Origin of the sequence: Streptomyces sp. NPDC086077, from assembly GCF_040686175.1 — a bacterium.
GTDB lineage: Bacteria > Actinomycetota > Actinomycetes > Streptomycetales > Streptomycetaceae > Streptomyces.
Map to the genome: position 1 here is coordinate 20149 of NZ_JBFBJT010000030.1, position 24631 is coordinate 44779.

General features: G+C 68.6%; 19 protein-coding genes and 5 pseudogenes. 8 read left to right on the top strand and 16 right to left on the bottom strand.

Annotation, left to right across the window (positions count from 1 at the left end; genetic code table 11):
• Positions 1-458: 458 nt before the first annotated feature.
• The 3 genes and pseudogenes from AB0O67_RS11845 to AB0O67_RS11855 form a co-directional block, all read right to left on the bottom strand.
• Positions 459-1346, bottom strand: coding sequence for a septum formation family protein (locus tag AB0O67_RS11845; RefSeq protein ID WP_365448812.1), 888 nt, complete (start codon positions 1344-1346; stop codon positions 459-461).
• 505 nt (positions 1347-1851) lie between these two features.
• Positions 1852-2037 (bottom strand): annotated as a pseudogene (locus tag AB0O67_RS11850) (serine/threonine protein kinase); the annotation flags it as partial.
• A gap of 160 nt (positions 2038-2197) precedes the next feature.
• Positions 2198-2544, bottom strand: a pseudogene (locus AB0O67_RS11855) (ISKra4 family transposase); the annotation flags it as partial.
• A 373-nt stretch (positions 2545-2917) separates the two neighbouring features.
• On the opposite strand from AB0O67_RS11855, the gene AB0O67_RS11860 reads away from it, so the two are divergent.
• Positions 2918-5167, top strand: coding sequence for a pentapeptide repeat-containing protein (locus AB0O67_RS11860; protein WP_365448814.1), 2250 nt, complete (start codon positions 2918-2920; stop codon positions 5165-5167).
• 113 nt (positions 5168-5280) lie between these two features.
• Here the strand turns inward: AB0O67_RS11860 and AB0O67_RS11865 are convergent, their stop codons facing one another.
• The 3 genes and pseudogenes from AB0O67_RS11865 to AB0O67_RS11875 form a co-directional block, all read right to left on the bottom strand.
• Complete coding sequence (locus AB0O67_RS11865; protein ID WP_365448874.1) at positions 5281-5502, bottom strand: hypothetical protein; 222 nt, start codon at positions 5500-5502, stop codon at positions 5281-5283.
• A 74-nt stretch (positions 5503-5576) separates the two neighbouring features.
• Positions 5577-5999 (bottom strand): annotated as a pseudogene (locus AB0O67_RS11870) (alpha/beta hydrolase); the annotation flags it as partial.
• A gap of 218 nt (positions 6000-6217) precedes the next feature.
• Positions 6218-6835 (bottom strand): hypothetical protein, encoded by a 618-nt coding sequence (locus AB0O67_RS11875; RefSeq protein WP_365448816.1) that lies wholly within the window; start codon positions 6833-6835, stop codon positions 6218-6220.
• Between the two features lie 868 nt (positions 6836-7703).
• Between AB0O67_RS11875 and AB0O67_RS11880 the strand changes: the two genes are divergently transcribed.
• Together AB0O67_RS11880 and AB0O67_RS11885 are read left to right on the top strand one after the other, a co-directional pair.
• Entirely contained in the window at positions 7704-8975 is a 1272-nt protein-coding gene (locus tag AB0O67_RS11880; RefSeq protein ID WP_365448818.1) for a glycosyltransferase family 4 protein, read from the top strand.
• Positions 8972-9817, top strand: coding sequence for a transferase (locus AB0O67_RS11885; protein WP_365448820.1), 846 nt, complete (start codon positions 8972-8974; stop codon positions 9815-9817). The genes AB0O67_RS11880 and AB0O67_RS11885 overlap by 4 nt, the downstream gene beginning before the upstream one ends.
• Positions 9818-9919: 102 nt before the next feature.
• Here AB0O67_RS11885 and AB0O67_RS11890 read toward each other — a convergent pair whose 3' ends face one another.
• Positions 9920-10426, bottom strand: coding sequence for a DUF6584 family protein (locus AB0O67_RS11890; RefSeq protein ID WP_365448822.1), 507 nt, complete (start codon positions 10424-10426; stop codon positions 9920-9922).
• A gap of 197 nt (positions 10427-10623) precedes the next feature.
• On the opposite strand from AB0O67_RS11890, the gene AB0O67_RS11895 reads away from it, so the two are divergent.
• On the top strand, positions 10624-11238 hold the full coding sequence (locus AB0O67_RS11895) for a hypothetical protein (RefSeq protein WP_365448824.1): 615 nt from the start codon (positions 10624-10626) through the stop codon (positions 11236-11238).
• Positions 11239-11595: 357 nt separating this feature from the next.
• On the opposite strand, the gene AB0O67_RS11900 is transcribed toward AB0O67_RS11895, so the two are convergent.
• Positions 11596-11961 (bottom strand): Stf0 family sulfotransferase, encoded by a 366-nt coding sequence (locus AB0O67_RS11900; RefSeq protein WP_365448826.1) that lies wholly within the window; start codon positions 11959-11961, stop codon positions 11596-11598.
• A 26-nt stretch (positions 11962-11987) separates the two neighbouring features.
• On the opposite strand from AB0O67_RS11900, the pseudogene AB0O67_RS11905 reads away from it, so the two are divergent.
• Positions 11988-12282: pseudogene (locus tag AB0O67_RS11905) on the top strand (transposase); the annotation flags it as partial.
• 4 nt (positions 12283-12286) lie between these two features.
• On the opposite strand, the gene AB0O67_RS11910 reads toward AB0O67_RS11905, so the two are convergent.
• Entirely contained in the window at positions 12287-14104 is a 1818-nt protein-coding gene (locus AB0O67_RS11910; protein ID WP_365448828.1) for a trypsin-like serine protease, read from the bottom strand.
• Positions 14105-14456: 352 nt separating this feature from the next.
• Between AB0O67_RS11910 and AB0O67_RS11915 the strand changes: the two genes are divergently transcribed.
• A complete protein-coding gene (locus tag AB0O67_RS11915; protein WP_365448830.1) occupies positions 14457-14981 on the top strand; it encodes a GNAT family N-acetyltransferase in 525 nt (174 codons plus the stop codon).
• Between the two features lie 79 nt (positions 14982-15060).
• Positions 15061-16014 (top strand): annotated as a pseudogene (locus AB0O67_RS11920) (IS481 family transposase).
• Between the two features lie 351 nt (positions 16015-16365).
• Here AB0O67_RS11920 and AB0O67_RS11925 read toward each other — a convergent pair.
• The 3 genes from AB0O67_RS11925 to AB0O67_RS11935 form a co-directional block, all read right to left on the bottom strand.
• Positions 16366-17466 (bottom strand): DUF916 domain-containing protein, encoded by a 1101-nt coding sequence (locus AB0O67_RS11925; RefSeq protein ID WP_365448832.1) that lies wholly within the window; start codon positions 17464-17466, stop codon positions 16366-16368.
• Positions 17467-17536: 70 nt separating this feature from the next.
• Entirely contained in the window at positions 17537-19462 is a 1926-nt protein-coding gene (locus AB0O67_RS11930; RefSeq protein ID WP_365448834.1) for a metallophosphoesterase family protein, read from the bottom strand.
• 144 nt (positions 19463-19606) lie between these two features.
• Positions 19607-20821, bottom strand: coding sequence for a HupE/UreJ family protein (locus AB0O67_RS11935; protein ID WP_365448836.1), 1215 nt, complete (start codon positions 20819-20821; stop codon positions 19607-19609).
• 169 nt (positions 20822-20990) lie between these two features.
• On the opposite strand from AB0O67_RS11935, the gene AB0O67_RS11940 reads away from it, so the two are divergent.
• Positions 20991-21671 (top strand): hypothetical protein, encoded by a 681-nt coding sequence (locus AB0O67_RS11940; RefSeq protein ID WP_365448838.1) that lies wholly within the window; start codon positions 20991-20993, stop codon positions 21669-21671.
• A gap of 158 nt (positions 21672-21829) precedes the next feature.
• Here AB0O67_RS11940 and AB0O67_RS11945 read toward each other — a convergent pair whose 3' ends face one another.
• From AB0O67_RS11945 to AB0O67_RS11960, 4 genes are all read right to left on the bottom strand, one after another.
• Positions 21830-21973, bottom strand: coding sequence for a hypothetical protein (locus AB0O67_RS11945; RefSeq protein WP_365448840.1), 144 nt, complete (start codon positions 21971-21973; stop codon positions 21830-21832).
• A 1-nt stretch (position 21974) separates the two neighbouring features.
• The gene (locus tag AB0O67_RS11950) at positions 21975-22751 is read right to left on the bottom strand and encodes a DUF3152 domain-containing protein (RefSeq protein ID WP_365448842.1); all 777 of its coding nucleotides are present in this window, start codon (positions 22749-22751) and stop codon (positions 21975-21977) included.
• A 622-nt stretch (positions 22752-23373) separates the two neighbouring features.
• Positions 23374-24096 carry a hypothetical protein gene (locus AB0O67_RS11955; RefSeq protein ID WP_365448844.1) on the bottom strand — a complete coding sequence of 241 codons (723 nt, stop codon included), beginning with the start codon at positions 24094-24096 and terminating at the stop codon, positions 23374-23376.
• A 4-nt stretch (positions 24097-24100) separates the two neighbouring features.
• Complete coding sequence (locus AB0O67_RS11960) at positions 24101-24601, bottom strand: SigE family RNA polymerase sigma factor (RefSeq protein ID WP_365448846.1); 501 nt, start codon at positions 24599-24601, stop codon at positions 24101-24103.
• Positions 24602-24631: the final 30 nt, after the last annotated feature.

Sequence of the window (24631 nt, forward strand, 5' to 3'; positions counted from 1 at the left end):
GTGCCGGCATGGCTTGATATGCATCCTCCCCCAGCCCACTCTCGGGCGTCCCGCGCTCCGGCCCCAGAGCATATCCGCTCCTGCACTTCCGATGGGCCCCCTTACAGTCGCCGCCTACCCAAACATTCACACCGGCAGACTCTTCGCTGCATTCTTGAATCAGGTCGCGACGCCTCCCTCGGCAACACATGACATCCGACTACCAATGACTCCTGCACTCTCCCCTGACGAGTCCCTCGCGCGAGTGCTTCTGGGCGTCTGAACGCCTGCTCGGCACAAGGGAAGCGCCGCCGCGACCCGGTCAGTGGACCTATGCGGTCACATCGCCAGCTGTCCGCGCCGTGACTGCAGGTGCAGTCATATCTCCGTCGACACCTGTCGCCCGTGCCGCAGCTGTCACCGCGGCACGGGCATGTCGGCCCGGGTCCTTGAGGGACAGCCCGGCCCTTCCGACGGCGTCAGCCCGCCCAGACCTCGGCCTCGTCGGCCGGAACCGTGGTGGCGAGGCCCAGTTCCTTCCGGGCGGCGACCGACTTGTTCGGGTCGATGCCGGTGAACGCCGGGTCGTAGGCGAGGTAGAACTCGTCGACGTCCGCGGCGTTCGCGGCCTTCTCCCAGTCCCCCGCCGCCTTCGCCAACGTCCCGCGGAGCTTCTCGACCTCGGCACCCTCAATGCCGTCGAGGCCCTCGACGTGTGCGTCGAGGGCGGCCGCGACGGCCTTGGCCTGCGCCTTGTAGCCGGCCAGGTCGGCTTCCACGGTGTCCTTCTCGGACTGGTTCGCCCACAAGGCTTCGTAGACCGCGTTCGAACCCTTCAGGTACGTGCTCTGCTCGGGCTTGAGGGACTTCGCCGTGTCCAGCGAACCGCTGAACGTGCCCTTCTCCATGGTGTAGGTGCAGCTCACCGCACGGTCACCCGTCGCCCAGCTCTCTCTGGTCGGGGTGTAGTGCAAGAGCCCCACACCCTGAGGGAGCGCCCACGTGTCCGGCGCGTACTTCTGCGCCTCGACCGGGCAGCGGTCGTCCGCGATCGCCGCGACGCCCTCATCGCCGGGATACTTGCTGCCCTCGTCGATCGCGAACTCACCGACGACCTGACCCTCATGAGCCTCCTCGCACGGCACGACCTCGACGGCGTACGCCGTCCCCTCCGCCTTGCCGTTCGGGTTGTAGCAGTCACCGATGTCCAGCGAGAACACCGACTGCTGGCGAGCCACCTTCCTCGCGCCGTCCTTGGCACTGTCCACGGCGTCCGAAACATCCGAACACCCCACCGCACCCGTCGCAAGCAGAGCGACAACGGCGGATACACCGCGAAGGGAACGATACGGAACAGGGATCGCCATGACGTACACATCCTCTTATCTGATCTTTATGAAGGTCGCGCGCATCGTATGCCATTCCAACCACCCGGCTGCACGACGGCCCGCATCTCACCACGACGACTCCGACTCACGACGGGCCGCGAGGGTTGTATCCCTACCGCCGCAGAAGCGAGCCCGGAAGGCCCTTTTGGGATGCCGCGCCCGGCTGTGGTCTGGCCAACCGCGGGTGTCCGCTTCCCTGTACGAATCGCATGTGACAGTCCGCTGTGCCGACCCCGACGAGCGGGCGCGGTTGCAACTGTGGGCAGCCGCAGGCGGCCTGAAACTGACGCATATCGTGTTGGCCCGCGGCCGGATGCGCGAGCAGGCCATGCTTGCTCTGTCCGGCTCCTCGTCCTATGCCGAGCAGGCCGCACGGGTGCAGGACGTCGTGGCGCGACGCCTCTCGTTCCTCGGCGCGCCGCTGCTGATCCGCATGCTGTCCGACGCGGTGGCGAGCGACCCGGCGGCGAACGAGGTCGGCGTCCGGCAGGACATGCACGCCGACGGCGCGGCGCAGTTTCTCGTCGAACGCACGCCAACTGCTGAAACCGTCCAGACGGGTGACACAGTCCTCAAGGCGGTAGCGTCTGGCGAGCTTGTGACCGCTGTGCAGTTCGGGCGGTGAAGCCTTGGCGCCGGGACCCTCGGTCCCGCCACTCCCCTGTGCCTCAGCGGAAGTGAGGCAGCTTGGTACTCACTGGTGAGCCTGCCGTTGTATGGAGATTGACGTCCTGGGCCGTGTAGAAGGTGGCACTGTAGGGTCCGCGTCGACGCCGGTGGCCTGTGTGCGAACCTCATGGGTCGCTGTCTGACCGCGAGCAGGCCCGTGATCAAGCGGTCAGGTTGAAGTCCTGCTGGTCTGCGGGGGCGGGGGGAGAGACGCTCGTGCTCGCGGGCGGTGTGGAAGTTCCCATGGGAGTCGAGTTCGCCGTTGGTCCGACGATCGTGCGGAGCCGCAGTACGGCTTCGGCTTCGTGAAGGCCCCAGCGGTCACCGGTGATGTCGATGCGATCAGCGATCAGGTGACGGCAGGCGCCTTCTACCGCGCCGGTGGCGATCGGCAACCCGCTGTCGAGCGCGGTGTCGTAGGGGAACTGGTCGAGGTGGCCGTCAAGTAGCGGTGGCAGGCGTCGACGGTGTCGCGGCGGGTGGCCCGACAGGCTCCCGCAGCCGCGCGCTGTTCCCGGTCAGCCGATACCCGCGCACGCCACCGTCCACTGAAGGGTGCCGGTGATCGAACCAGCGCCGAGCAGTCCGCTGGCTGCCGTAAGGATGTTCGCTCAGATGCCCACGTCGCCACTCTGGTGCGAATCCGGAAGCTCGCCCCCGTCGCATGAAACGGCTCGTGCTCGAGTGTGGGGTCGTCTCGACCCGGAGCCACTCTGGTGAAAGGCCGCCGACCATTGCGCTCCGCGCTGCGACGGTGAGGTCGGGTCCGCCCGCAGAGACAGCCTCTGCCCCGTCCGGCACACCAGCGGCCAGATCCAACGAAGCCGTCTCCCCCCATGCCCTCAAGACCGGCGTCGTCCTCAGGGACGCCGGACTTCGACATGGAACTGCTGACCCGGCAGATCCGCGCCGCGCCGGAACAGGCACTGCGCAAGGCCACTGGCCTGGCCGCGCGCCGATACTCCGGCCCGGCCGGCGACGGCTGCGGTGGATCACCCACCGCACGACGATTTCCCTGGCGGGCGAAGAGTGTTCCACGGGGTGATGCAAGGCGCGCGGACTTGCTAGAGGGGCTGCCTGGCAACGGCCGGCCGACAGGCGGTGTACTCACCCGTATGGCATCTACCCGAGCCCCAGGCGATCCGGAATGGCCCTGCTGTGGTGACGGCGTCACCGGCGGGAACCGCGCCGGCTGCACCGGACGTTCTGTCGACCCGCACCCGGCCTGCCTGGCGCACCTCTCCAGCCTCGACCGCGACACCCACCTCGCGAGCCTGAACCCTGGCGACGACATCGACTACCGGGGCACCAGATTCACCGACCGACTGCTCGACCAAGTACTTAACGCCCTCAACGATCCCACCACCGACCACCCCCGTCTCGGCGATGCGCGCTTCGAATCCGCCACCTTCGTCGGCAACGCCAATTTCGAGCTGGCCACCTTCACCGGAACCGCCCAATTCGGGTCGGCCGCCTTCACCGGCAACGCCTGGTTCGAATCGGCCACCTTCACGCGCGAAGCCCAGTTCGACCTCGTCACCTTCACCGGCACTGCCGGGTTCGAATCAGCCACCTTCAACGGCGACGCGCGGTTCCACACGGCCACCTTCACCGGTCCGGCCTGGTTCCTCCTTGCCACCTTCGCCCACGCCGCCGTATTCATCTCGGCCACCTTCACCGACGCCGGGTTCAGGGCGGCCACCTTCTGCGAAACCGTCTACTTCCACTCGGCCACCTTCAACGGCGACGCCCAGTTCGCGTCGGCCACCTTCAACCGCGGCGCCCAATTCGGGTCGGCCACCATAAGCGGCGAGGCCGGCTTCCACTCGGCCACCTTCAACGGCGACGCCCGGTTCGCGTCGGCCACCTTCGACAGCAACGCCCTGTTCCACCTGGCCACCTTCGGTGGCATCGCCGACTTCGGGACGGCCGCCTTCGGTGGCATCGCCGACTTCGAGGCGGCCAGCTTCACCGAAGACGTCGATTTCGGGGCGGCGGTCTTCAAGCGAGCTGGGGAGCTGGGACCACTTGTATGCGGGAAGACGGTGTACCTGTCAGGGGCGACGTTCGACGGGCCGGTGACTCTGTCGATCGCGGCCCGGGCCCTGGAGTGTCACCGGACGAGGTGGGCATCAACCGCCACGCTGCGACTACGCCATGCCGATGTCAACTTCGCGCACGCCGACTTCGAATACCCCCTGACCATCGCCGCCGAGCAAGCCCACTTCGGCCACTCACACGGAACCCGCGGTGCCGTCGTCCCGGAAGATGGCCTCACCTACACAGCCAGCTCCCGGGTGCGTATCATTTCCCTGCGCGGGGTAGACGCCGCCCACCTGGTGCTCGCCGACACCGACCTGACGCGGTGCCTCTTCACCAGGACCGTCCACCTCGACCAGATCCGCCTGGAAGGCAACTGCACCTTCGCCACCGTCCCCGCCCGCACGCAATGGCGGCAGCTCCTGCCCCAGCGGTTCACTCAACGCCGAACCCTCGCCGAGGAACACCACTGGCGCTCGCGCCAACCCGCTGCCGTTCCAGGCTGGCAGCAGCCCGTCCATGACACCGGGCACACGGAACACGTGGGACCCGCACAGCTCGCTCCCGTCTACCGGGCACTGCGGAAGGCATTCGAGGACAGCAAGAACGAGCCGGACGCGGCGGACTTCTACTACGGCGAGATGGAGATGCGCCGCCACGACCACAGCAGGCCGCGCGCCGAACGGGCTCTTCTGGCCGCGTACTGGGCGCTTTCGGGATACGGACTGCGCGCCACCCGCGCCGCCGCGTGGCTGCTGCTCGCGATGACCAGCACACTGCTTGCGATGATGCTCTGGGGCCTGCCCGCCGACAACTGGAAGCCAGAGACCGTTGGCAGCGTGAGCGGCCAGCAGGTACGGCTGCCCACCCAGAAACCCGACCCGACCAACCCCACCAACGCCATCCGCGAGCGCCTCTCCACCCAGCGTTTCGAGAAGAGCCTGCGAGTGGTGGTCAACTCGGTGATCTTCCGGTCTTCCAACCAGGACCTCACCACCGCCGGCACCTACACCGAAATGGCCTCCCGTCTGAGCGAACCCGTCCTGCTCGGCCTCGCAGCCCTCGCCATCCGGGGACGCATCAAGCGATAGAAGACCGACCAACGAAAAAGGTGCAAACCCAGGTCAGCCACCCCAACACCAGCTCGGACAGCCCGGAGAACGACTCGGTCCATTTCGGATCACCCGCGGCGGGGAGGTTCATGTCAGTCCACTGCTGCGGTGAGGAGCGCGCTCGCGAGCGCTTCGGGGTGCGTCAGCATCGCCTCGTGCGGGCCGTCACTTTCGACGATGCGTGGTTCGCTCAGCTTGTCGGCCATCTCTCGGTAGAATTCGGCCGGTACGCCATTGTCGTCCCGCAGGAAGACATAGCTGGCGGGCGGCTGGGCGGTCCAGAACCGCGGAAGAAAAATGGGTTCTGCGAGCATCCGAGTGGTGTAGGGACCAGGCGAGCCACTGTGGCGGCGACTTGCTCCTCGGCGGCCCCGTTCATGAAGTGGGTCTCCCAGAGGTCGGGGGGCATCGGGATCGTCTGGTCCGGGCGCTGGGCGGCCGCCGCCCGGTCAGCGTCAGCGAGGGGCTGCGGCAGGACGTCATGGATGGCTTCACCGTCATGCAGCACCCAGGCACTGACGAAGACGACCCTGCGTGTCAGCTCCGCCAGGCGATCCGCCGCGTACTGAACCACGGGTCCTCCTCCGCTGTGGCCCGCCAGCACGAAGTTCTCCAGCCCCTCCTGCCTGATCGCCTCGATCAGCCCCTCCCCGATGGTCGTGAGGTTCACCCCGGAACGGTCGACATCGCCGTCCTCCGAACCACGTAGCGTCGGCGCAAAAACCTCGTGCCCGCTCGCGCGGAGGTGCTCCGCTACCGCGTCCCAGCACCAGGCGCCCTGCCATCCGCCATGAACTAGTACGAATCTCATGAGACGATTTTTAGTGCAGCCCAGCCGATTTCCCCAGGTTAGCCACGGATTGGTTCGTGGCTGTGCGTGCCGGCGGCCTCCCCGCACGCAGCGCGCCCATTGCCCAGGGGAGGCTCGGACGGCGGGTTCCGAGTCGCCGCTGGCTACCGACAGGGCCCCGCCGGCCGTCGAAGGGGTCGCTGCGGGGGCCGAGTCCGTGCGTCCGAGGCTCCAGCGGCCTACCTCTTCAGGTGGGACATGAGTACGCGCATGTCGTTGATCATTGCTGTTTGGTGCGCGGACACGTCCGGGGTCTCCGGGGCCTCACCCACCGGCCCGTCCGCGTCTTCGCCGAGGTAGCTGACCATGGCCGAGAGCCCGAGGGAGAGGACGGCACCGCCGTCCCGAACCCGCAGTTCCGTACTGCCGAGATCCGAGGTGATCAGGTACGCCCCGTCCCCGATGCCGGCGACGGCCTCCACCTCCTCCTCCTCTACGACGCCGAGCCCCGTGACCCGCCGCTCCGCGTCGAACTCGATGCGTGGGTCGCTCTTCTTGTGCAGTGTGACGTTGACACTGACGGTGTAGTCGACGAACCAGCCTCCCCCAGCACCCGCCGCCTCCATGTCCGGACGCAGGTGGATGGAACACTGGACGTGGTCGAGGGCAGGGTGCTCCGACAGCCCGGAGGACATGACGCTGGTGCTGTCCATGGGCGCTATCTCCGCGCCCATGGAGGGCAGTTGCACGGTTCGGCAGGCTTGCCGGGTGAGCTGGTAGCCGCGCGTCTCCGGCTCGGGCACACCGAGGTCCAGACGGAACACCGCCAACGACCACACCGCGGATGCCATCAGCATGCCACCGACGGCCCACAACCACTGCTTTCGTGGGCTTCCGCGCTCCCCCGGCTCACCACCGTGGTCACCACCGAGGTCACCAACTACTCGATACGCCCCGAAAGAAGGGGCGTCTTCCACCATTTCCGGCTCGGAAATCACGGCGTCTCTCACGTGCTCCTGCATGCGTCTTGACCAGGAACCGTCCCACCCCGCCAAGCGGAGCGATCATCAGTTCGGGCGAAGCCTATGCGATGGAACGACACTATGACGCCCACCCGGCGGACAGGCGGATCGGTGCCGGGCCTCGTCGTCAGTCTCCCGTACTGAGCATGCCCCTCGGGCAGGTCAGAATCTTCGGAGCTCTTTGGCCAGGGGGCCGGAGGACGCCGGGTTCTGCCTGCGTAGGCAGCTCTTGCTACTCGCCTCCCAGCAGCCACTCGGCTTTGTCGGCGACCGCCTGCCTGGCCATCGGCGAACGACGCCCGCTGCTCGCCGAACCGGCTGCGCTGCCACTGCCACTGCCACTGCCACTGCCACTGCCACTGCCACTGCCACTGCCACTGCCACTGCCACTGCCACTGCCAGAACGCGACCGCGGACTCCGGCGGGGGGCCATCGACTACCACCTCGAACGGGAACGGCAGGGTGTGTTCTGCAGCCCGACCCGGCCCGGCAGTTGCGCGGACATCACCACACTCGTCAGGCAGGGTTGGTCAGGCTCCTGGTCTTCCCGTGCGCGACGGCGACCGAAACGGATGCGACGGTTCGTGCCCGCCCATGTGCCGGAGCGCATACGCCTCGTCGAGCATGGCGATTAGGTGACCTGCGAGGCAACGGAGCTGTAACGGCGGGCAACCGATCAACGTTCCACGGGGTCTAGTCCGCCATGAAGATCTCCTTCCTGCTCCACAACGCCTATGGGATCGGAGGCACGATCACCACCACGTTCAACCTGGCCCAGGCCCTGGCCGGCCGGCACCAGGTGGAGATCGTCTCCGCCATGCGGCACAGGGAGCAACCGAACTTCACGCTCGACCCGAAAGTGTCGTTGAGGCCGCTCGTGGATCTGCGGCATGAGAGGAAACACCCCCTGCACCTCAGACCGGCGCGGGTCTTCCCCGCCGCCGAGTACCGCTACCGGCAGTACAGCGAGCTGACGGACCAACGAATCGGTGCGTACCTCGCGGAGACGGAGGCCGACGTGGTCATCGGCACCCGGCCCGGCCTCAACGTGCACCTTGCGCATCAGGCACCGGAGCGGGTGATCCTCATCGGGCAGGAGCATCTGACCCTCGACCACCATTCGCCCCGCCTGCGCATCGCGCTGCGCCGGGCCTATGGCCGACTCGACACGCTCACCACGGTCACCGAGGCCGACGCCGCCGCATATCGGCGCAAGATGTGGCTGCCCGGCGTGCGCGTGGAGGCACTGCCCAACAGTGTGCCCGACCCGGTGCTGCCCGCGGCGGACGGCACCGCGAAGGTCGTGGTCGCGGCCGGCAGGCTGGTCCCGGTGAAGCGGTACGACCTGCTCATCGAGGCGTTCGCCCTGGTCGCCACCGAGCACCCGGACTGGCATCTGCGCATCTACGGCCAAGGCGAGGAACACGGCCGCCTGCGAGAGCTCATCGGACGTCTCGGTCTGAACAACAACGTTTTCCTGATGGGAGCCGCGGCCCCGATGGAAGGCGAGTGGGTCAAGGGCTCGATCGCCGCGACCGCCGCCGACTTCGAGCCATTCGGCATGACCATAGTCGAGGCCATGCGCTGCGGACTGCCCGTGGTGAGCACCGACTGCCCGCATGGACCCGCCGAGATCATCAAGGACGGTGTCGACGGCCGGCTGGTACCGGTCGACGACCGCGACGCGCTGGGCGCCGCGCTGCTGGAACTCGTGCGCGACGACGAACGACGCCGGCATATGGGCCGTACGGCCCAGGAGAACGCGCGGCGCTACGCGCCGGCCCTCGTCGTGGAGCAGGTCGAGCGGCTGATCGACGCCGCGAGGTCGGCTCGCGCGGGCGAAGCACCGGCTCCGGTCCCACCGGCCGCCAGCCGAATAAAACGCGCCCTGGTCAGCGAGGGATTCGCCGCGCGCGACGCCGCGTACGCCATGGCCTCCGGTGCGCTACGGGCAGTACGGAGGGGACGGCGATGACCACGAACCACGAGACGGCACCGGGCGCACAGCCGCGTGCCGCCTGCACGACCGACGCCGACGGCCGGCTCACCATCCGTCTTCAGGCACCGGCCGGTACGGGCGCCCGGCTGCTCCTGCGGCTGCGCCCCAAGAAGGGCGATCCCGCGGAGATCCTCCACTCCCTCGACCTGCGGCCCGCGGACGACGGAAACCTGCGGGCCGTCCTGGAGACCCTGCCTGTGCTCGACGAGGGGCGCTGGGACCTCTACCTGCTACCCGCCCCTGGCGCCGAGCGACTGAGACTGCGCCCCGGCCTCCGAGACCTACGGGCCCTGGTGGACGGTCACCTCCGTGACTGGCCGTCGCCGGTGGCCGTGCGCGTCCCGTACGTCACCAAGGACGGCTACCTCGCGCTGCGGACCTGGTTGCGGGCGGCGCACGCGGAGGTCGGCACCGTCGACGTCACCGACCGCTCCTTGACAGTTCACGCAAGGCTGCACGGCGCCACGCTCGCCGGTGAGACGGTCATGCGACTGCTTCCGCGCGGTGGCAGGGGCGCCGCGCGGACCGTCGCCGTGCGCGGCGATCACGACGGCCGATGCTTCTCCTTCACCGTGGACCTCACGGAGTTGGCGGCGGACGGCGGGGACGCGAACCGCGTCTGGGACGTGTTCCTCGTCGAGGCCCGAGCGGGAACCGGTGGCGCGGCTGCCCCGATACGTCTCGGCCGTCTCCTCGACGACATCGCACACCGCAAGGAGATCTTCGTCCTCCCCGCCACAGCGGTCGGCGGTCGCATCGTGCGGCCCTGCTACACGGTGGACAACGACCTCTCCATCGAGGTCGGAACAGGCAGGTAGAGGGTCAACTGATGTGACATTGGCGGGGGTTTGGCCGACGCTCCGAACGCCGCGGGCACTTTGACCAGCGGCGAAGAGAACGGCACCGCCCGGCCCGATGAGTCAGCGGAACAGGGCAATCAGGCCGTTCACCCAGACCGCGAGATTGCCGAGGATCACCACCAGGCATCCCGCCCCGGCCAGGAAGCTGGACAGGGAGCCTGTCCCTCTGTCCGGCATCCCGGTGGCGGGGACCGTGTCCCAGTCGACGTCGTGACCCAGGACGCCGGAGCAGGCCACGCGTACCGCTGTCAGTTGCTCCCTGGCGAAGGGTGTGGGGGCTCCCGTCTCCGAACCCTGCCAGGCAAGTGCGCGCATGCGGTGCGCGGGTGTGGGGTACCTCGCCTCGAAGGCGGCGGACTCAGCGGCGTCCCGGTCGTGTTCCAGGTACATCCATCGACCCGCTTCCGCAGGATCTCCGTAGAGCCGGTACACCTCGGCGAGGCGTCGACGAAGCATCAGGTCGTTCGGGAAGGACGACACCAGCCCGCGCAAACGCTGGCGCGCGACAGGAACCCGGCCGGCAGCCAGGTCTGCGTCGACTCGGGCAAGGGTATCTCGCAGAGGCATGGCGGCATGATCGGACAACGCGGCGACCACCGTCGACCGGTTTTGTCGACCAGCAGTCGCTGGACTGCGCCTGGAGCATGACGGCCGATGCCGGAGTCGAGTGACTGGCGATCCCGTCGGCGTCTGGCCTGACGGTGGATCAACAGGTCGTCGATGGCGCATGATGGAGGGGCCGTCCCGTCAGATGAGAGGTGCTCGTGCCGACGAAGCGCAAGACCCGAATCCTTCTGGCGGGCCTCGCATCGGTGGGCGGCGCCGTGGCCGGCGCGGGCTTCCTGCACAACCGCCGGCCGGACCGCAGGGAACGCGTCCACGTCACGCTCTTCGGCGAGCCGGGATACAGGGGCCACAACAGGACTCTGACCTGGACCGGCGGCGAGCGCGAGGTCATCCCGCTCACCCGGGTTCAGCTGCCGGGTATCGGCTCGATCAAGCTCGAGCGGTTCGTGTTCCGCTTCCATCCCGAGGTACGGGTACCGAACATGCACTTCCTGTGGCACGCCCTCACCGAACGTCCGGACCGCACGGATCCAGAAGGAGGCGTAGCCGCGTTCATCGCCATGCACGAGCTCGCCGGTGCGTTCTCGGTGGGCTATTGGGAGCCGGTCCGCGAGTCAGAGGCACGGTCGGGAGTACGGCTCTGGGCCGGGCGCCCTGGGCATCACGACGGGGACGGCCACGCCGAGACGGCAGCTTCCGGCAACCGGCCCTGGCACGACGTACGGGCCGACACTCCCGACCTGGGCTCATGGAGCACCCGCACGCGCTATCTCGAACTCGGCTACCAGGACCGAAGCGGCCCCCGCGGCTGACCGTCGCGCTCCCCACCTGCTTCCGTGGCCTCGCCGGGCAAGCCCTGCACCAGCAGGACCGGATCCGGCGCGACGGGTCGCCGAGCGCGCGTGGAGGACACGAGACAAGCCTTCAGGGGTCGGCAAGGCATTTGCTGGGCAGCGCCGAGACTCATGGTTGACGCGGTGAAGCCGCGCTGGAGGCGCAACGTTCGACGGTGCGGACGGCGCCGATAGCACCTGAATGGCGGGCGTTGCCAGCACGGCCCGCACACCCACCGGTCACGGTTGTGATCGGCTACTTCGCTTTGGCCCGCAGACACGCCTGGCTCCGGGCCCCTCCCCCACCCCGCCCACGCCCAGGAACTCGTCAGCTCGTCAGTCGGGTGCCGACTCCGCCCGGTAACGATCGATCCACTGATTGCTGAGCCCGTCGGCCTGACGCTTGTGGCGGGGCACCATCCGGCGTCGGTCAGGCGCTTCGAGCCCCAGAAACGTGAGGATGCCTTGCGTGACACCCCCCATGTCGGCGTCGAGTTCCTCGTAGCGCACCCGGAAGGGATCGATGCCATGCGAGGTGAACCAGTTCTTCCACGCCGCATTGTGTTGATCGATCGTCTGCATGAACGCGTTGATGCGCCCCGCGTCGTAGCTGGGCAGTTTCCCACTCGCGTTGTCGCGGCCGATCTCTCCGTTGCCGCCGATGTACCAGGTACCGGTCTGCTCGGCTCGCAGCCAGGACACCGCTTGCGCCAGGAATGACCGTCGAGGTCTACGTCATCTTGGACAACCTGTCCGCCCACAAGGGCGACACGATCCGACGCTGGGCGAAGAGGAACCGCGTCGAGCTGTGCTTCTCCCCCACCTACGCGTCCTGGGCCAACCCGAGCGCAGCCCACTTCGAACCGGTACGGAAGTTCACCCTCGCCAACTCGCACCACCGCAACCACACCGTCGAGACCCCGGGCCGTTCACGCCTACGCGCATGACGCACTGTGCCCACCCGGAGCTCGGGTGGGCACATTGCGTAGCGGTGGCGGGCCGGATGTCTCCCGGCTCACCTGAGGGTTCAGGCGAGGATGTCGTACGCCTTGAAGTAGGTCCCGACCGAGACCCGAGCGGTGAAGAAGGCGCCCGTGGCGTTTCCGGTGCCTCGGTAGAGGTAGAGGGTGCCGGCGGGCGTGCGGGCCAGGAGGTCGGCGCGGCCGTCGCCGCTGACGTCGCCGACCGCGTCGACCGCGTTGTACGTCGAGCTGCTCCAGATCGCCACCTTGATCCTGCTGGCGAACGCCCCGGTGCCCGCCTTGCCCGTGCCCTTGTACAGGTAGACGTAGCCGTTGCTCGCGTTGCGGGCGATGAGGTCGGTCCGGCCGTCGCCGGTGAAGTCGCCGTGCCCGCGGAGCCAGTTGTACTGGTTCCAGCCGGTGCCGACCTTCACGCGCGTGGCGAAGGTGCCATTGCCCTTGCCGGGGTAGATCCACAGCACGCCGGCCGAGTCGACCGACAGCAGGTCAGGCAGGTAGTCGCCGGTGACGTCACCCGGGATGGCCATCCGCGTGCGTGTCTTCCAGTTGTCGGCGATCCGCTGGGTGATCCAGGAGTCGCGCGACACGACGTAGTGCGCCCAGAAGACGTCGCCGTCGCTGCTGCGACGGTAGACGAGGTCCTGGTAGCCGTCGCGGTCGAGGTCGGTCTGCACGACGACGTTCACCCCGGCCCAGCTGCCCCAGTTCTCACCGGCCACGAACGAGGTGCCCCGGGAGTACCGGGAGTATCCGGTGTCCGTGGAGGCGCTGCGCAGCCACAGGTCGCCCCGGTGGTCGCCGTCGAAGTTGGTGTCGTCCAGACGCGGGTAGGTGGCCCCGACATAGGTGGTCACCTTGGTGAAGACGCTGTAGGCGCCCGCGGCGACGCAGTCCTCCACGCCCCAGGAGACGATGCCGACGATCCGGTTGTTGACCACCAGCGGGCCGCCGGAATCGCCGTTGCAAGCGGTCGTGGTGCCTTCGTCGCTGCCGGTGGCGGGCGTGCCCGCGCAAACCATGTGGCCCTTGACGAAGTGGGAGCCGTAGGCGGTGGCGCAGGTGTTGTCCGACTGGATGGGCAGCGTGGCCGTCTTCAGCGTCTCGGAGATGTTGTCGTGGGTGGAGCTGGTCCGGCCCCAGCCGTACACCTTGGCGCTGGTCCCAGCGGTGTACGAGGTGGTGTCCCCGGCCGTCGTCATGCGGATCGGCGTCGCCCTGATCGCGTACGGCAGGGTGAGGACCGCGATGTCGGCGTCGAGAGTGGACGCGCGGTACGACGAGTGGTGCCACTGCCGCCAGACGCCGGTGATGGCACCGCCGTGCAGGTCGGTGATGTAACCCTGGTCGTCGACGGACGGCAGCTGCGCGGTGCTGGTGATCACCGAGCCGTGGTTGTGCCAGTCGTATCCGGCGACGCAGTGCGCGGCGGTGAGGATCTTGGTCGGCGCGACGACCACTCCGCCGCAGAAGAAGCCGACGTCATCGGCGGTGTCGGCGGTGCCCTTGTCGTCGCCGTACCAGAGCTGAGCCATCCACGGCGCAGCCGTGATGGTCGTGGTGGTCCCACCGATGATCTTGGGGTCGATGCCCTGTCCCGTGGTCCCTGCGCCATACGACGAGTTCGTCAGCGCCTGCCCGGCCGTGTCGTCACCGGCGACCGCGGTGGCGAGTCGCCGCTTCAGCTCGGCGTCCGACGGTGAGCTGGTAGCGGGCTTGACGGAGGGCTGCGGCAGCGGCGTCGCGGCCTCGGCGGAGGTGGTCAGCAGCGCGGCGGCGACAGCGACGGCCACACCTGCCGCGGAGACGGGCAGGGCGATTCGTATCCGGCGTCTGTGCCGACCGCCGGACGTGGTGGTGAACAAGTAGGTCCCCCCAGGGGTGCATGAGGTAAAGGGAACGTGCAGATACGCCCCCTCCTCTCAGCGCCGAAAGGCCGGTCATTGTCACCCAGGGGGCGATCGACCCGGAGGACCCTGACCACAGCTCGCCCTGACCTGACCAAGCACATCGGCCCGTCCGGCGCGTAGAGCACGTTTGCCACGGCCCGTAACCGTGGGGCCGGTCAGGCTTCGCACGCCGTTACACGTATTCCGGCGTGTACTGCGGCCGGTCCTGGCCACTCCAGCCGTAGATCGTTATGTGCTCTGACCTTGGAGCTGTCGCCGCTGGCGGAAACCAGGTGGCCTCAGCGCACCATGTGGGTAAGGTCGGGCAATGCCCGAGCTGAAGCGGCTGCATGCCGGCCATGCCCCGGCGGTCCTGGCCTTCGAGCTGGCGAACCGCGCCTACTTCGCTGCCTCGGTCCCCGACCGCGGCGACGACTTCTTCGACCAGTTCACCGACCGGTACAACGCCTTGCTGGCCGAGCAGGAGGCCGGTATCTGCGCCTTCCACGTGCTCGTCGCCGAGGACGGCTCGGTACTCGGCAGGTTCAACCTGGTCGACATCGAAGACCACGCTGCGGAACTCGGCTACCGGGTCGCGGAGCACGTCGCCGGCCGAGGCGTGGCGACCACGACCGTCCGGGAGCTGTGCCAACTGGCGGCGGGTCAATACCGGTTGCGCACACTGCGAGCGGCCACCGTCCGCCAGAATGCCGCGTCCCAAAAGGTGCTGACGAAAGCCGGGTTCGTCCCCGTCGGCCCCGCCGACCCGGCCCACCTCGGCGGTAAGCCAGGCACCTGGTATCAGCGCGACCTAGTTGTTCTGTCCACGGAGGTTGGTGACAGCGATCACTGACGTGTGATCTTGAAATGGGTGAGGGCCTTCTGGCTCGGTGTGGATTACCACATCTGCACCGGCGACCAGAAAGGCCCTCATGCCGCACCGTAACGCACCCCTGGCCGAGACCGGACGCCTGCGCCTGGCCCGCTGCGTCGTGGACGACAACTGGCCCCTGCGGCAGGCCGCGGAACGCTTCCAGGTCTCCGTGAGCACCGCTAAGCGGTGGGCCGACCGCTACCGGCAGCACGGCGAGGCGGGCATGGCCGACCGCTCCAGCCGCCCGCATGCCAGCCCACGGCGGACGCCGACACGTACCGAGCGGCGGATCATCAAGGTGCGCGTGCTGCGCCGCTGGGGACCGGCACGGATCGCCGGCCTGCTGCGTCTGGTGCCCTCCACCGTGCACCGGGTGCTGACCCGCTACGGCCTGGCCCGGCTCACGCACCTGGACCGGGCCACCGGCCGCGTCATACGCCGCTACGAACGCGACAGGCCCGGCGAGCTGGTGCACGTCGACATCAAGAAGCCCGGCAACATCCCCGACGGCGGCGGCCACAAGGTCCTCGGCCGCCAAGCGGGCCGCAAGACCCGCTCCGGCGCTGGCTACAGCTACATCCACACCGCCGTCGACGACCACTCCCGCCTGGCCTACAGCGAGATCCTCACCGACGAAAAGAAGCAGACCGCCGTCGCCTTCTGGGGCCGGGCACAGGCGTTCTTCGCCGCCTGCGGGGTCACCGTCGAGCGCGTGCTGACCGGCAACGGCTCCTGCTACAAGTCCCGCCTGTGGCGCGATGCCCTGGCCGCGGCCGGGATCACGCACAAGCGCACCCGCGCCTACCGGCCCCAGACCAACGGCAAGGTCGAACGGTTCAACCGCACCCCGCTCGACGAGTGGGCTTACGCCCGCCCCGACCGGTCAGAGCAGGAACGACGCGACGCCTTCCCCGACTGGCCGCACACCTAGAATTACCACCGCGGACACACCGCGCTGAAAGGCCAACCACCCGCCAGCCGCGTTCCGAACCTCACAGGGCGATACAGCTAGTCGCCGCCCGACTCCATCATGCGGATCCGGCGTTCCTCCACTTCGGCATGGGCCAGCGGGACGTTTGACCGTGCCGTCGAATGCGAGACGGTCGACGATCGCGGCGCAGAGACGGCGATCGGTGGCAGGTTCGAGAGGGTGGGATCTGGCCTGGCCCGGTGGCTCCCATCCGGCCGGGGTTTGATCCGCCAAGAGTCTGAGGCACCGTGGCGCGGTCGCACGCCACCACTGCTGAGCCGGGTGCTGCGGACATTGCCGACCGGTGCTGAAGGAACCGCACGTATTCGCCGCGGCCCGTAGCGGTGGGCCGGGCATACCTCACTCTGCTGGAACGGCGCGGCTCGAAGCTGGTCACTGTGTCGGCTGCGTGGGGGTCTTACGGGTCTCCTCCTCGCCCAGGGCCTGGGCGACGGCCTCGCGTACGCGGGCGTCCTCACGCTCCTTCCCGCGCTTCCGGTTGCGGCGGATGAGGACGACGGTCGCGGCGACGGCGGCCAGCAGCGCGACAAGGATCACCAGCAGGGTCCACGGGACCGCCCAGCCGTGGGTCGTGGTCTCGACCGGGTCCAGGGGCGTGATCGAGCCCGACGCGTCGGTGAGCAGGGGGGTGAGGTGGACGGTGGCCGTCAGGGCGACCGTGGGGGCCACGCCGTGCACCGGTACCCTCACCTTCCAGCTCTCCCCGGGGAGCAACTCCGGCGGCGCCGTGATGTGGCCCGCCTCCGCCCGGAGCCATCCGAACGGACTCTCCACCGACACCGACTGCCGCGCCGAGAGCAGGGCGTTGCCGGCGTTTCGGATCGTGTAGGTGACGGTGGCCTCGCCCGTGCCGAAGGGGTTGGACGTGCCCGCGTAGTCGACCTGGAGGTCCTCGATCGCGAGCTTCGGGTCGAGTTTCCCGCTGACCCGCAGTTTGACGCGGATGCCCAGGCGGCGGTCGACGTTGATGCCGCGTGTGTCGTCGGACTGGGTGAGGGAGGTCAGAATGCCGCCCACGTAGTCGCCGGGGGTGGCGTTGTCCGGGACCGTGAGGGTGAAGGGGATCTCAGCGGTCCTGCCGGGCTTGATGACGACACTGTCCCGTTCGGAGTGCACCCAGGCGCCGACCGCCACGGACTTCTTGTCCTTGGTGACCAGGTCGAGTTCGCCCGTGTCGGTGGTGTAGCCGTCGGCGGCGTACAGCGCGAGCCGCAGCGGGGTCTTGCTGCGGTTGGCGACGACCATGGCGTCCTCGACCTTGCCGCCGGGGTTCACGGTGTAGCTGTAGCTGGAGCGGTCGTCGCCGTATCCGTTCGCGGCTGTGCGCACCGTCCAGGTGACGTCGCCGTCGGCGGCCGAGGCGGGGCGGGCCTGGAGGCCGACCAGGGTGAGGGCCGCGAGCAGGACCAGGGCGGCGGTGCGGGTGAGGGCGGTGACGAGGCCGGTCTCGCGGCGTGTCGTGGACGGGTGCATGTCGGGGTTCTCCTGGCAGGGGGCGGGGCAGGCACCGTCGGGTGCCTGCCCCGCCGTCAAACGGTTCCGGTCAGCTGCTCAGCGCAGTGATCGTGAGAGTGGCGCGGTATCCGCCCTTGTCGACACTGTCCGGGATCTTCAGATCCAGGTCGGCGCCGAGCTTGGCGTTGCCCCGCGGGTGGCCCTGCTCGGCGGAGCTGAGGCCACGCGAGACGGCCAGGCCCTGGCCGTGGTCGTCGTAGCCGGACGCCACCGGGTCACCGGCCGCGGCACCGGCGCCGCCGTCCAGGACGTACGGCGTCCAGCCGAGGTAGGAGCCGGAGAACGTCTTGTCGGCGTCGCGGAAGTCGCTCACGTTGGCCGCGATCGACCACGGGGCGAGCGAGCGGCGGCTGTCGGAGACGAGGATCGGGTTGATCTTGCCGCCCGCGACGAAGTGGTCGCCGTTCTCCTCCTTGGCGGTACCGAGGTCGACCAGGCCGTTGTAACCGTCGATCGTCCAGCCGAACTCACCCGGAGCAGGGTTGGGGACGTCGACCTGCAGGTCCTGCTTGTCGCCGTGGAACGGGTGCACCGTGACGTCGTCGACGTGCGAACCGACCGGCTGGTCGGGGCCGTTGGCGGCGCTGCGGATGTTCTCGACCACGAGCTTGTCGTTGCGCACCTGGACCTTGACGTAGGTGCGGACGTGCTCCTGGTTCTGGACCGAGTTGTACCAGTAGTTGTCCGGGTTGAGCGGGTCGGCGCCGTTGCCCGCGCCGCTGGTCCCGCTGCTGTCCGGCTTGGTGATGTCGTAGTACTTGGAGCCCGAGGCGGAGTTGGCCGTCACGTAGAGGACGCCACCGGGACCCGGGTACACGTCGGCGGCACCCGGCTTCTCGGCCGGGTTCTCCTTCTCGCCGTTCTTGATCAGGTAGCTGCGGGAGTAGCTGTGGTCGTGGCCCTGCAGGACCAGGTCCACGCCGAGCTTGGAAAACGTTGTCGGGAAATCCGTACGACGCAGTTTGTTGTCGCCGTCCTTGGCGTGCGCGGCCGGCGAGTAGATGGCGTGGTGGTAGACGAGGACCTTCCACTTGGCCTCGTCGCCGTGCTTGTTGATGACGTCGGTGACGAAGTTGACGTGCGCCGCGTCACCGCCGCCGCTGGCGGAGTTGTAGCTGTTGCTGTTCAGGTCGATGAACAGCACGTCCTTGTAGATGTACCAGTAGTCACCGCCGGACTTGGTCCCCGCCGGGTTCCCGTTGTCGTAGTACGGGGCCGAGCGGTCGGTGTTCGGGGTGGTGAAGTGCTGCTCGTAGGCCTTGCCGCCGACGTCGTGGTTGCCGATGGTGGCGGCCCACGGGTACTGGCGCAGCTGGTTGGGGGCCAGGAAGGCGTTCCACTGGGACTCGGTGTTGGCCGTCTCGACCTGGTCACCGCCCGACACCAGGATCTCGGCGTTCGGGTTGGCCTTCAGCGAGACGTCGACGGTGTCCTGCCAGCCGGCCTGGTCCTTGGCCAGGTCGCCGGAGGAGCCGATCTGCGGGTCGCCGTAGAACAGGAAGTCGTAGTCGCCTTCGAAGTCCTGCGTCTTGAAGGAGTAGGTGGCGGACCAGTTGCCCTCGCTGCCCACGCGGTAGGAGTACTGGGTGTGCTCCTTCAGGCCAGTGATCGTGGCGTGGCGGTTGTAGCCGCCGCTGCTCGCGATGTTCGCCGCGCCCATGGCGTCGAAGGTGGCCGCGTCCGCGGGGAACTCGTCGTTCGCCACCTGCGCGGTCGGCGCGACCTGGATGACCTGCGCCGTGTCGGTGGAGGAGTACCAGGTCACGGTGCGCTGTGACTCGTTGGCACCCACGCCGAGTATCACGCCGCTGAGCGTCGCGGACTCGGCAGCGCCGGCCGGGATGGCCATGCCGCTGCCCAGGACGACGGTCAGCCCCAGGAACGCCGCAGTGGCCCCGGTGGCCATGTGGCGCCGCACAGGCCTACGGGCCTGCGGGGAAGTGCTCGATCTCATGAGTCTCGTTCTCTGTTCCGTTGTGCACGCGTGAACGTGCATGAAGTGGAGATCTGCACGCTCATGCCGCCAAGTGATGATCCGGTGAATGCGAAACCGCCAGATGGTGGAAGACTGTCCAAGGTATGTAAAGGTCGGGAAATCTCAGATTCCAGCCACGCGTTGCACGAACCACAGCAGTCCCATGACACAAACCCCGGCGGACAGCAGGCCCGTGGCGCGCAGACCGGCCCGTGGCGAGTGCCGACGCAGCGCCAGCAGCAGCGGGAACGCCACGGCGATGACGGCCAACTGCACGACCTCGATACCGACGTTGAACACGAGCAGCGACCACAGCAGCGTCCAGGACCACGCCGCCTCGATCCCCAGGGCGCCCGCGAAGCCCAGACCGTGTACGAGGCCGAAACAGAACACCACCGCCAGGCGGGACCAGCCGGCGCGGTCGAGCCCCGGACGACCGCGCTCCTCCCGCGCCGCCAGGTCCATGGCCTTGCCCCCGTAACGGCCCAGTCGCCACAGGTACCAGCCGGCGGCCACGGCGATCGACAGCGCGATGACCGGTTCGACGACGTGTGAGGGCACCTCGACGACACCGAGCGCGGCCAGCATGAAGGTCACTGAGTGCGCCACGGTGAAGCTCGTCGCGGCCAGCACGACCTCCCGCGGACGGCGTGAACCGGCTATCAGCGCCAGCAGGAAAAGGAGATGGTCGATCCCCGTCAGCAGATGCTCGGCACCCAGGCGGAAGAACTCCCAGAAGCGCTCGTACCAGGACTGCGCCAGGGAGAACGACGCATGTGCGGCGTCCAGCGCCGCGCTGCCCGAGCGGCCGTCGACGTCGTACGTGACGATGGTCTTGACGCCCTTGACGTAGCCCTCCGCGTCGGGGAACAGGCCGCTGCGCAGCACCTCGTCGCCGCCCTTCCCGGGACAGGACCAGTCGAGTCGCAGGCCGGTGTACGGCACGCCTTCGCGTCGCTTCATCGTGAAGCGGCCTGCCTGCGACGGTGTGCAGGGCCCGCCCCCGGCCGTGACCGGGAAGCGCTCGGCGACGTACGCGACGGCGGACCGGGCATGCGCGTTCAGCGCCGCGGCCTGGGCACGGGCGTCGCCGGACTCGAAGGCCGAGGTGCCGTCACGGAAGAGGGCGTCGTCGTGCTCGACGTCGGCGGCGGACACGACGTAGAGGTCGTACTCGAGTTCCAGAGTGGTTTGCAGCAAGCCGCCGTCGGATCGGGAGACGTGGGCGTACACGGTCGAGGAAAAGCCGTGTGCCGAGGCGGGTTGCTGCCAGACAGCCAGGACGGCGATCAGCGCGGCGACGATTCCGGTAAGGGGGCGGCGGAGGTGGTGTGACATGTGGCTCCTTCACGTTGCCACCGCAGCGTGCGCGCTTTCGCTGAACCCGAACCGGAGCATCGAAGAACCCTTGGCAAACAAGTGTGCGGACGCCGTCGCTCGAGTGGATCCGGCAGGATCGGCAGATGAGGATGAGGGCGCACCACTCACCACCCGGAGAACGATCATCTTGCGCTCCTCGCTTCGGTCCGTCGCCGCGTTGGCCACGGCTGCCGCCCTCGCCCTGCCGCTCGCCGCATGCGGCTCCGGTGACGACTGGTCACGACCGCACCCCCGCCCCTCCGCCGTGGGCGCCGCGGGACCTGGTTTCGTCGACCCGGCCGACCCGCCCGCCCCTGAGGCGACCGCGACTCCGCGACCTGGCTCGTGGTCCGGCCTCCATCCCTCCGAGGGCTACCGTGTCGTCCTGGTCACCTCGGGGGACGACCGTCCGACCCGGACCCTCGTGGCCGCAGTCCAGCGGTGGGCGGAAGACGAGGACGCCGACCTGCGCACGGTGACCGCCGCGCACCCGGCCGACGCCGTCCCGCGCATCGCCGAGGCCCTGGACATGAAACCCGACCTCGTCGTCAGCGCGGGCAACGACCTCATCGACGCCCTCGCCACAGTGACCCCCCACCACCTTTCGCAGCAGTTCCTCGTGGTGGGCGCGGAGCTGGCCGAGCCGACCGAGAACGTCACCGCCGTCGACTGGTCCGGCGCCTCGTTCCGCGGCGAGGGCCTCGGCATGTCCTCGACGTACGACCCCGCCTCCTTCACCCCCGCCCGCTGTGCAGCGGCGGTCCGCGCCGGGGTCGCCTCCATACTCACCGGTGTCACAGGCATCGTCCTCCAACTCCACGGAAACTAGTGCTGGATTCCTCTTTCGCCGGGTATGTCCTTGCAGTGGGGTGGTTCGGGTACTCGGGGGCGAGTGCCGGACGGTGGTGTCACGGGCACGGCCGAGCCGTGCCGAGAACGAGGAACAGGAGAGCCCGCCGAGGGCCTCCCCGCTGACGGCCCACCGCTTCACCAGAGTCTCAACTTGGGGAGGCCGTGACAGTGGTTGCGCTCCACCACGATCCGTTGGACGCCGATGTCGTTCACGGCGTCCGGGTCCTCGTTCCCGACCCGCATCTGGCTCGTGGTCAGCCCCGGACCCGGGCCCGCCACGTCAGTACACGGTGGGACCCGTGATGTATCTGCCGTGCTTTTCGTACGGCCAGGCATTGGAAAGGCAGCCATTCAGCCCCTTGATCTGCTGCATCATCACCGGTGCGAGCTGCCCGGGGCCGGGGCAGCCCATGTGCGTGCGGATGCCGATCTCGTGACCGACTTCATGGTTGATGATCAGGTGGCGGTATTCCGCCGGAGTGCCGTCGAACTGCGGCGAGCCCAGCGTCCAACGACGCAGGTTCACGACGACGCCTTCGGACGTTTCACAGTTGAGTTCGCCGCGGGTGTCGAGACCTTGTGCCAGGCAGAGCCGGTCAGCGGTGGCAGGGGTAGCGATCTTGATCACGAAGTCGGCCTCGGACGAGACAAGTTGGAACGAACCACGGCCGTGGGCGGCCCAGCTTCGCTCGTGGGCGAGGATGGTCTGAATCTCCGCGGCGGCATCCTCAGCGGATATGTCTATGCCGTCCTCGACCTGCACGCGGTAGCGGCGCAGGGGGCCCGAGCCCACCGGAGTACCGGATGCCTGTGCAGTGGTGAAAGTGCCGGGGCCGGCGACAGGCACCTCAGTCGTCGGTTCAGGCCGAGGGCTCCTGGTCGGCTGTGACGGCACGGGTGAGGGGCGGGGGGAGTGCGTGCCCCCTTGGGACGGGGACGCGGTCACATCCGGTGCCGAGGGCACCTGAACGCCTGTGGCTGCCGTCTCGGCGCTGTACCGCATGGCCAGGGCGCCTCCTCCGACGATCGCGCTCATCACGACCGTGGTGAGAACCATCCGGACCCACACGGAGCGGCGAGGGGCTTTGCGGCGCCTCTTTCCACGCCCACCCCGCTGCGCGTCAGACTTACCCACAGCGACCCCCGCCGGCAGGAAGGCCTTCGCTCAGGCCCTGCCCACAGTCCGGGGACGCCGCAACGGTCTCGCCGGCCGCTCGCGAAGCGAACACCCTGGCGACGGCAAGAGTGTCTGCCGATTGTCTCTGTGATCTGGCCATCAGAAATGTCACTGCCTTTTCCGAGGGATGAAGTACGAACGCTGCTTCAGACACGCACACCTCGGCAGCGGAAGATCACGCCCACCTCTGCTGACGTGGCTCCCGTGGGGCTCCCGCTTGACGACAAGCACGGCCATGGGGACAGGCACTGCACGACAGGGGCCGCCATGCGCGTGCCCTGGCGTGCCAACCTCTCGAAAACCGGTCGCGGGTGCTGTCGGCGCGCGGGCGATCCCCGGGGTGGGCAGCCGTTACCGGTTGTGACGGCTGGTCGTCCGCCCCCCGGCCGGGCTGCGACCGGCCGGGGCTGTCTCATGGACAGGTGTCGGAGCAGGCGGGCGGCGCGATGGCAGTACGGTCCTGCACGTCTCTCATGTTGCTTCGGCGGCGGTCCGGGGAGAGCTAGGGGAAGACGGCCTTGTCGAGGATGGACATGAGCTCGGTGTGAGCTTCCGAGGTGAGCTCACCCACACAGGCCGTCCCGGTGAGGACCGCGTCGGGGTGCCGGGCGCCCACTGACCGCTGCACCTTGTACATCTTCGTTCCGGACAGGGAGCGGCAGGAGGGGGAGACTTCGACGACCACCGGCGCGGCGTGGCCCTTCGCCTTGACTGCTGCCGCGGGGTCGTCCTCGATCTGGAAGGCTACGAGGGCTCCGAGGCCGCTGCCGGACAGGGGCAGGCAGGCTGAGTCGGTCCAGTCGTCGGTCCGGAGGTCGGGACAGGTCTTCTCCGGCGTGCTGAGTGGCTCGGTGGAGATGAAGCGCACCGAGGAGGCCCGCTCGCGCTGTGAGGGGACAGTGAGCTGGTTCCAGTGCGGCGGAACGGGCAACTGCAGGCCGAAGAGGTTCTGCAGGCTCGTCGGCCCCGGTGAGGAGGCCGGTGTGGACGCCGGGCCCGCCATTTCGGGTGTCCGGTCGGGAGCCAGTTGAGGTGGCAGGAACACGGCCGTCAGCAGTGCCAGTGGCACTGCGGTCGCCGCGACGCGCCGCCGTCGGGTACGGCGGAACCGGTTGCGTACCGCTGTCATCCGGTCGGGCGGTGCCGGAAGATCCACTGGTCGATCCAGCAGTGCTGCTCGCAGTATTTCGACCTCCGGCCCGGGCTCGTCCTTGCCGGTGCTCACGTGATCACCTCCTCAGCGCGACGGGATTCGGCAGAGTGCCACGCAGCGTACGCAGGGCCTTGGCCGCCTGGCTCCTGACGGTTCCGGCGGAGCAGTTCAGCAGCGCCGCGGTCTCCTCCACGCTGCGGTCCTCCAGGTAGCGCAGCACCACCACGGCCCGCTGCCTGGCCGGCAGACGCCTGAGCGCCTCCCGCACCGTGCGTTCGAGGTCCACTTCTCCGTAGCGGTCCCCCGGCACCGCGAACTCGGGCAGCGACGCGTGCGGTACCTCGCCCCGCCAGCGCCGCCGCCACCAGGAGGCGTGCACGTTGATCATCACCCGCCGCACATATGCCTCGGGGTGCTCGTCGCGGATGCGCCGCCACTTCGGCCAGCTGCGGGCCAGGGCGGCCTGCAGCAGATCCTCGGCGAGGTGCCGGTCGCCGGTGAGCAGCCAGGCCGAGCGAAGCAGCCGCGGTCCGCACTGGGCCACAAACTCCTCGAACTCCGTCCAACCGCTTCCCATGCCGTCCTCGTACCGTCTGTTGATGTGCGC

Excerpts from the sequence above, each read along its gene's own strand:
- AB0O67_RS11960 (WP_365448846.1), bottom strand. The coding sequence starts at position 24,601 with ATGGGAAGCGGTTGGACGGAGTTCGAGGAGTTTGTGGCCCAGTGCGGA.
- AB0O67_RS11885 (WP_365448820.1), top strand. The coding sequence starts at position 8,972 with ATGACCACGAACCACGAGACGGCACCGGGCGCACAGCCGCGTGCCGCC.
- AB0O67_RS11925 (WP_365448832.1), bottom strand. The coding sequence starts at position 17,466 with ATGCACCCGTCCACGACACGCCGCGAGACCGGCCTCGTCACCGCCCTC.
- AB0O67_RS11880 (WP_365448818.1), top strand. The coding sequence starts at position 7,704 with ATGAAGATCTCCTTCCTGCTCCACAACGCCTATGGGATCGGAGGCACG.
- AB0O67_RS11930 (WP_365448834.1), bottom strand. The coding sequence starts at position 19,462 with ATGAGATCGAGCACTTCCCCGCAGGCCCGTAGGCCTGTGCGGCGCCAC.
- AB0O67_RS11865 (WP_365448874.1), bottom strand. The coding sequence starts at position 5,502 with ATGCTCGCAGAACCCATTTTTCTTCCGCGGTTCTGGACCGCCCAGCCG.
- AB0O67_RS11875 (WP_365448816.1), bottom strand. The coding sequence starts at position 6,835 with ATGCTGATGGCATCCGCGGTGTGGTCGTTGGCGGTGTTCCGTCTGGAC.
- AB0O67_RS11950 (WP_365448842.1), bottom strand. The coding sequence starts at position 22,751 with ATGGTTCTCACCACGGTCGTGATGAGCGCGATCGTCGGAGGAGGCGCC.
- AB0O67_RS11935 (WP_365448836.1), bottom strand. The coding sequence starts at position 20,821 with ATGTCACACCACCTCCGCCGCCCCCTTACCGGAATCGTCGCCGCGCTG.
- AB0O67_RS11890 (WP_365448822.1), bottom strand. The coding sequence starts at position 10,426 with ATGCCTCTGCGAGATACCCTTGCCCGAGTCGACGCAGACCTGGCTGCC.
- AB0O67_RS11845 (WP_365448812.1), bottom strand. The coding sequence starts at position 1,346 with ATGGCGATCCCTGTTCCGTATCGTTCCCTTCGCGGTGTATCCGCCGTT.
- AB0O67_RS11915 (WP_365448830.1), top strand. The coding sequence starts at position 14,457 with ATGCCCGAGCTGAAGCGGCTGCATGCCGGCCATGCCCCGGCGGTCCTG.
- AB0O67_RS11860 (WP_365448814.1), top strand. The coding sequence starts at position 2,918 with ATGGAACTGCTGACCCGGCAGATCCGCGCCGCGCCGGAACAGGCACTG.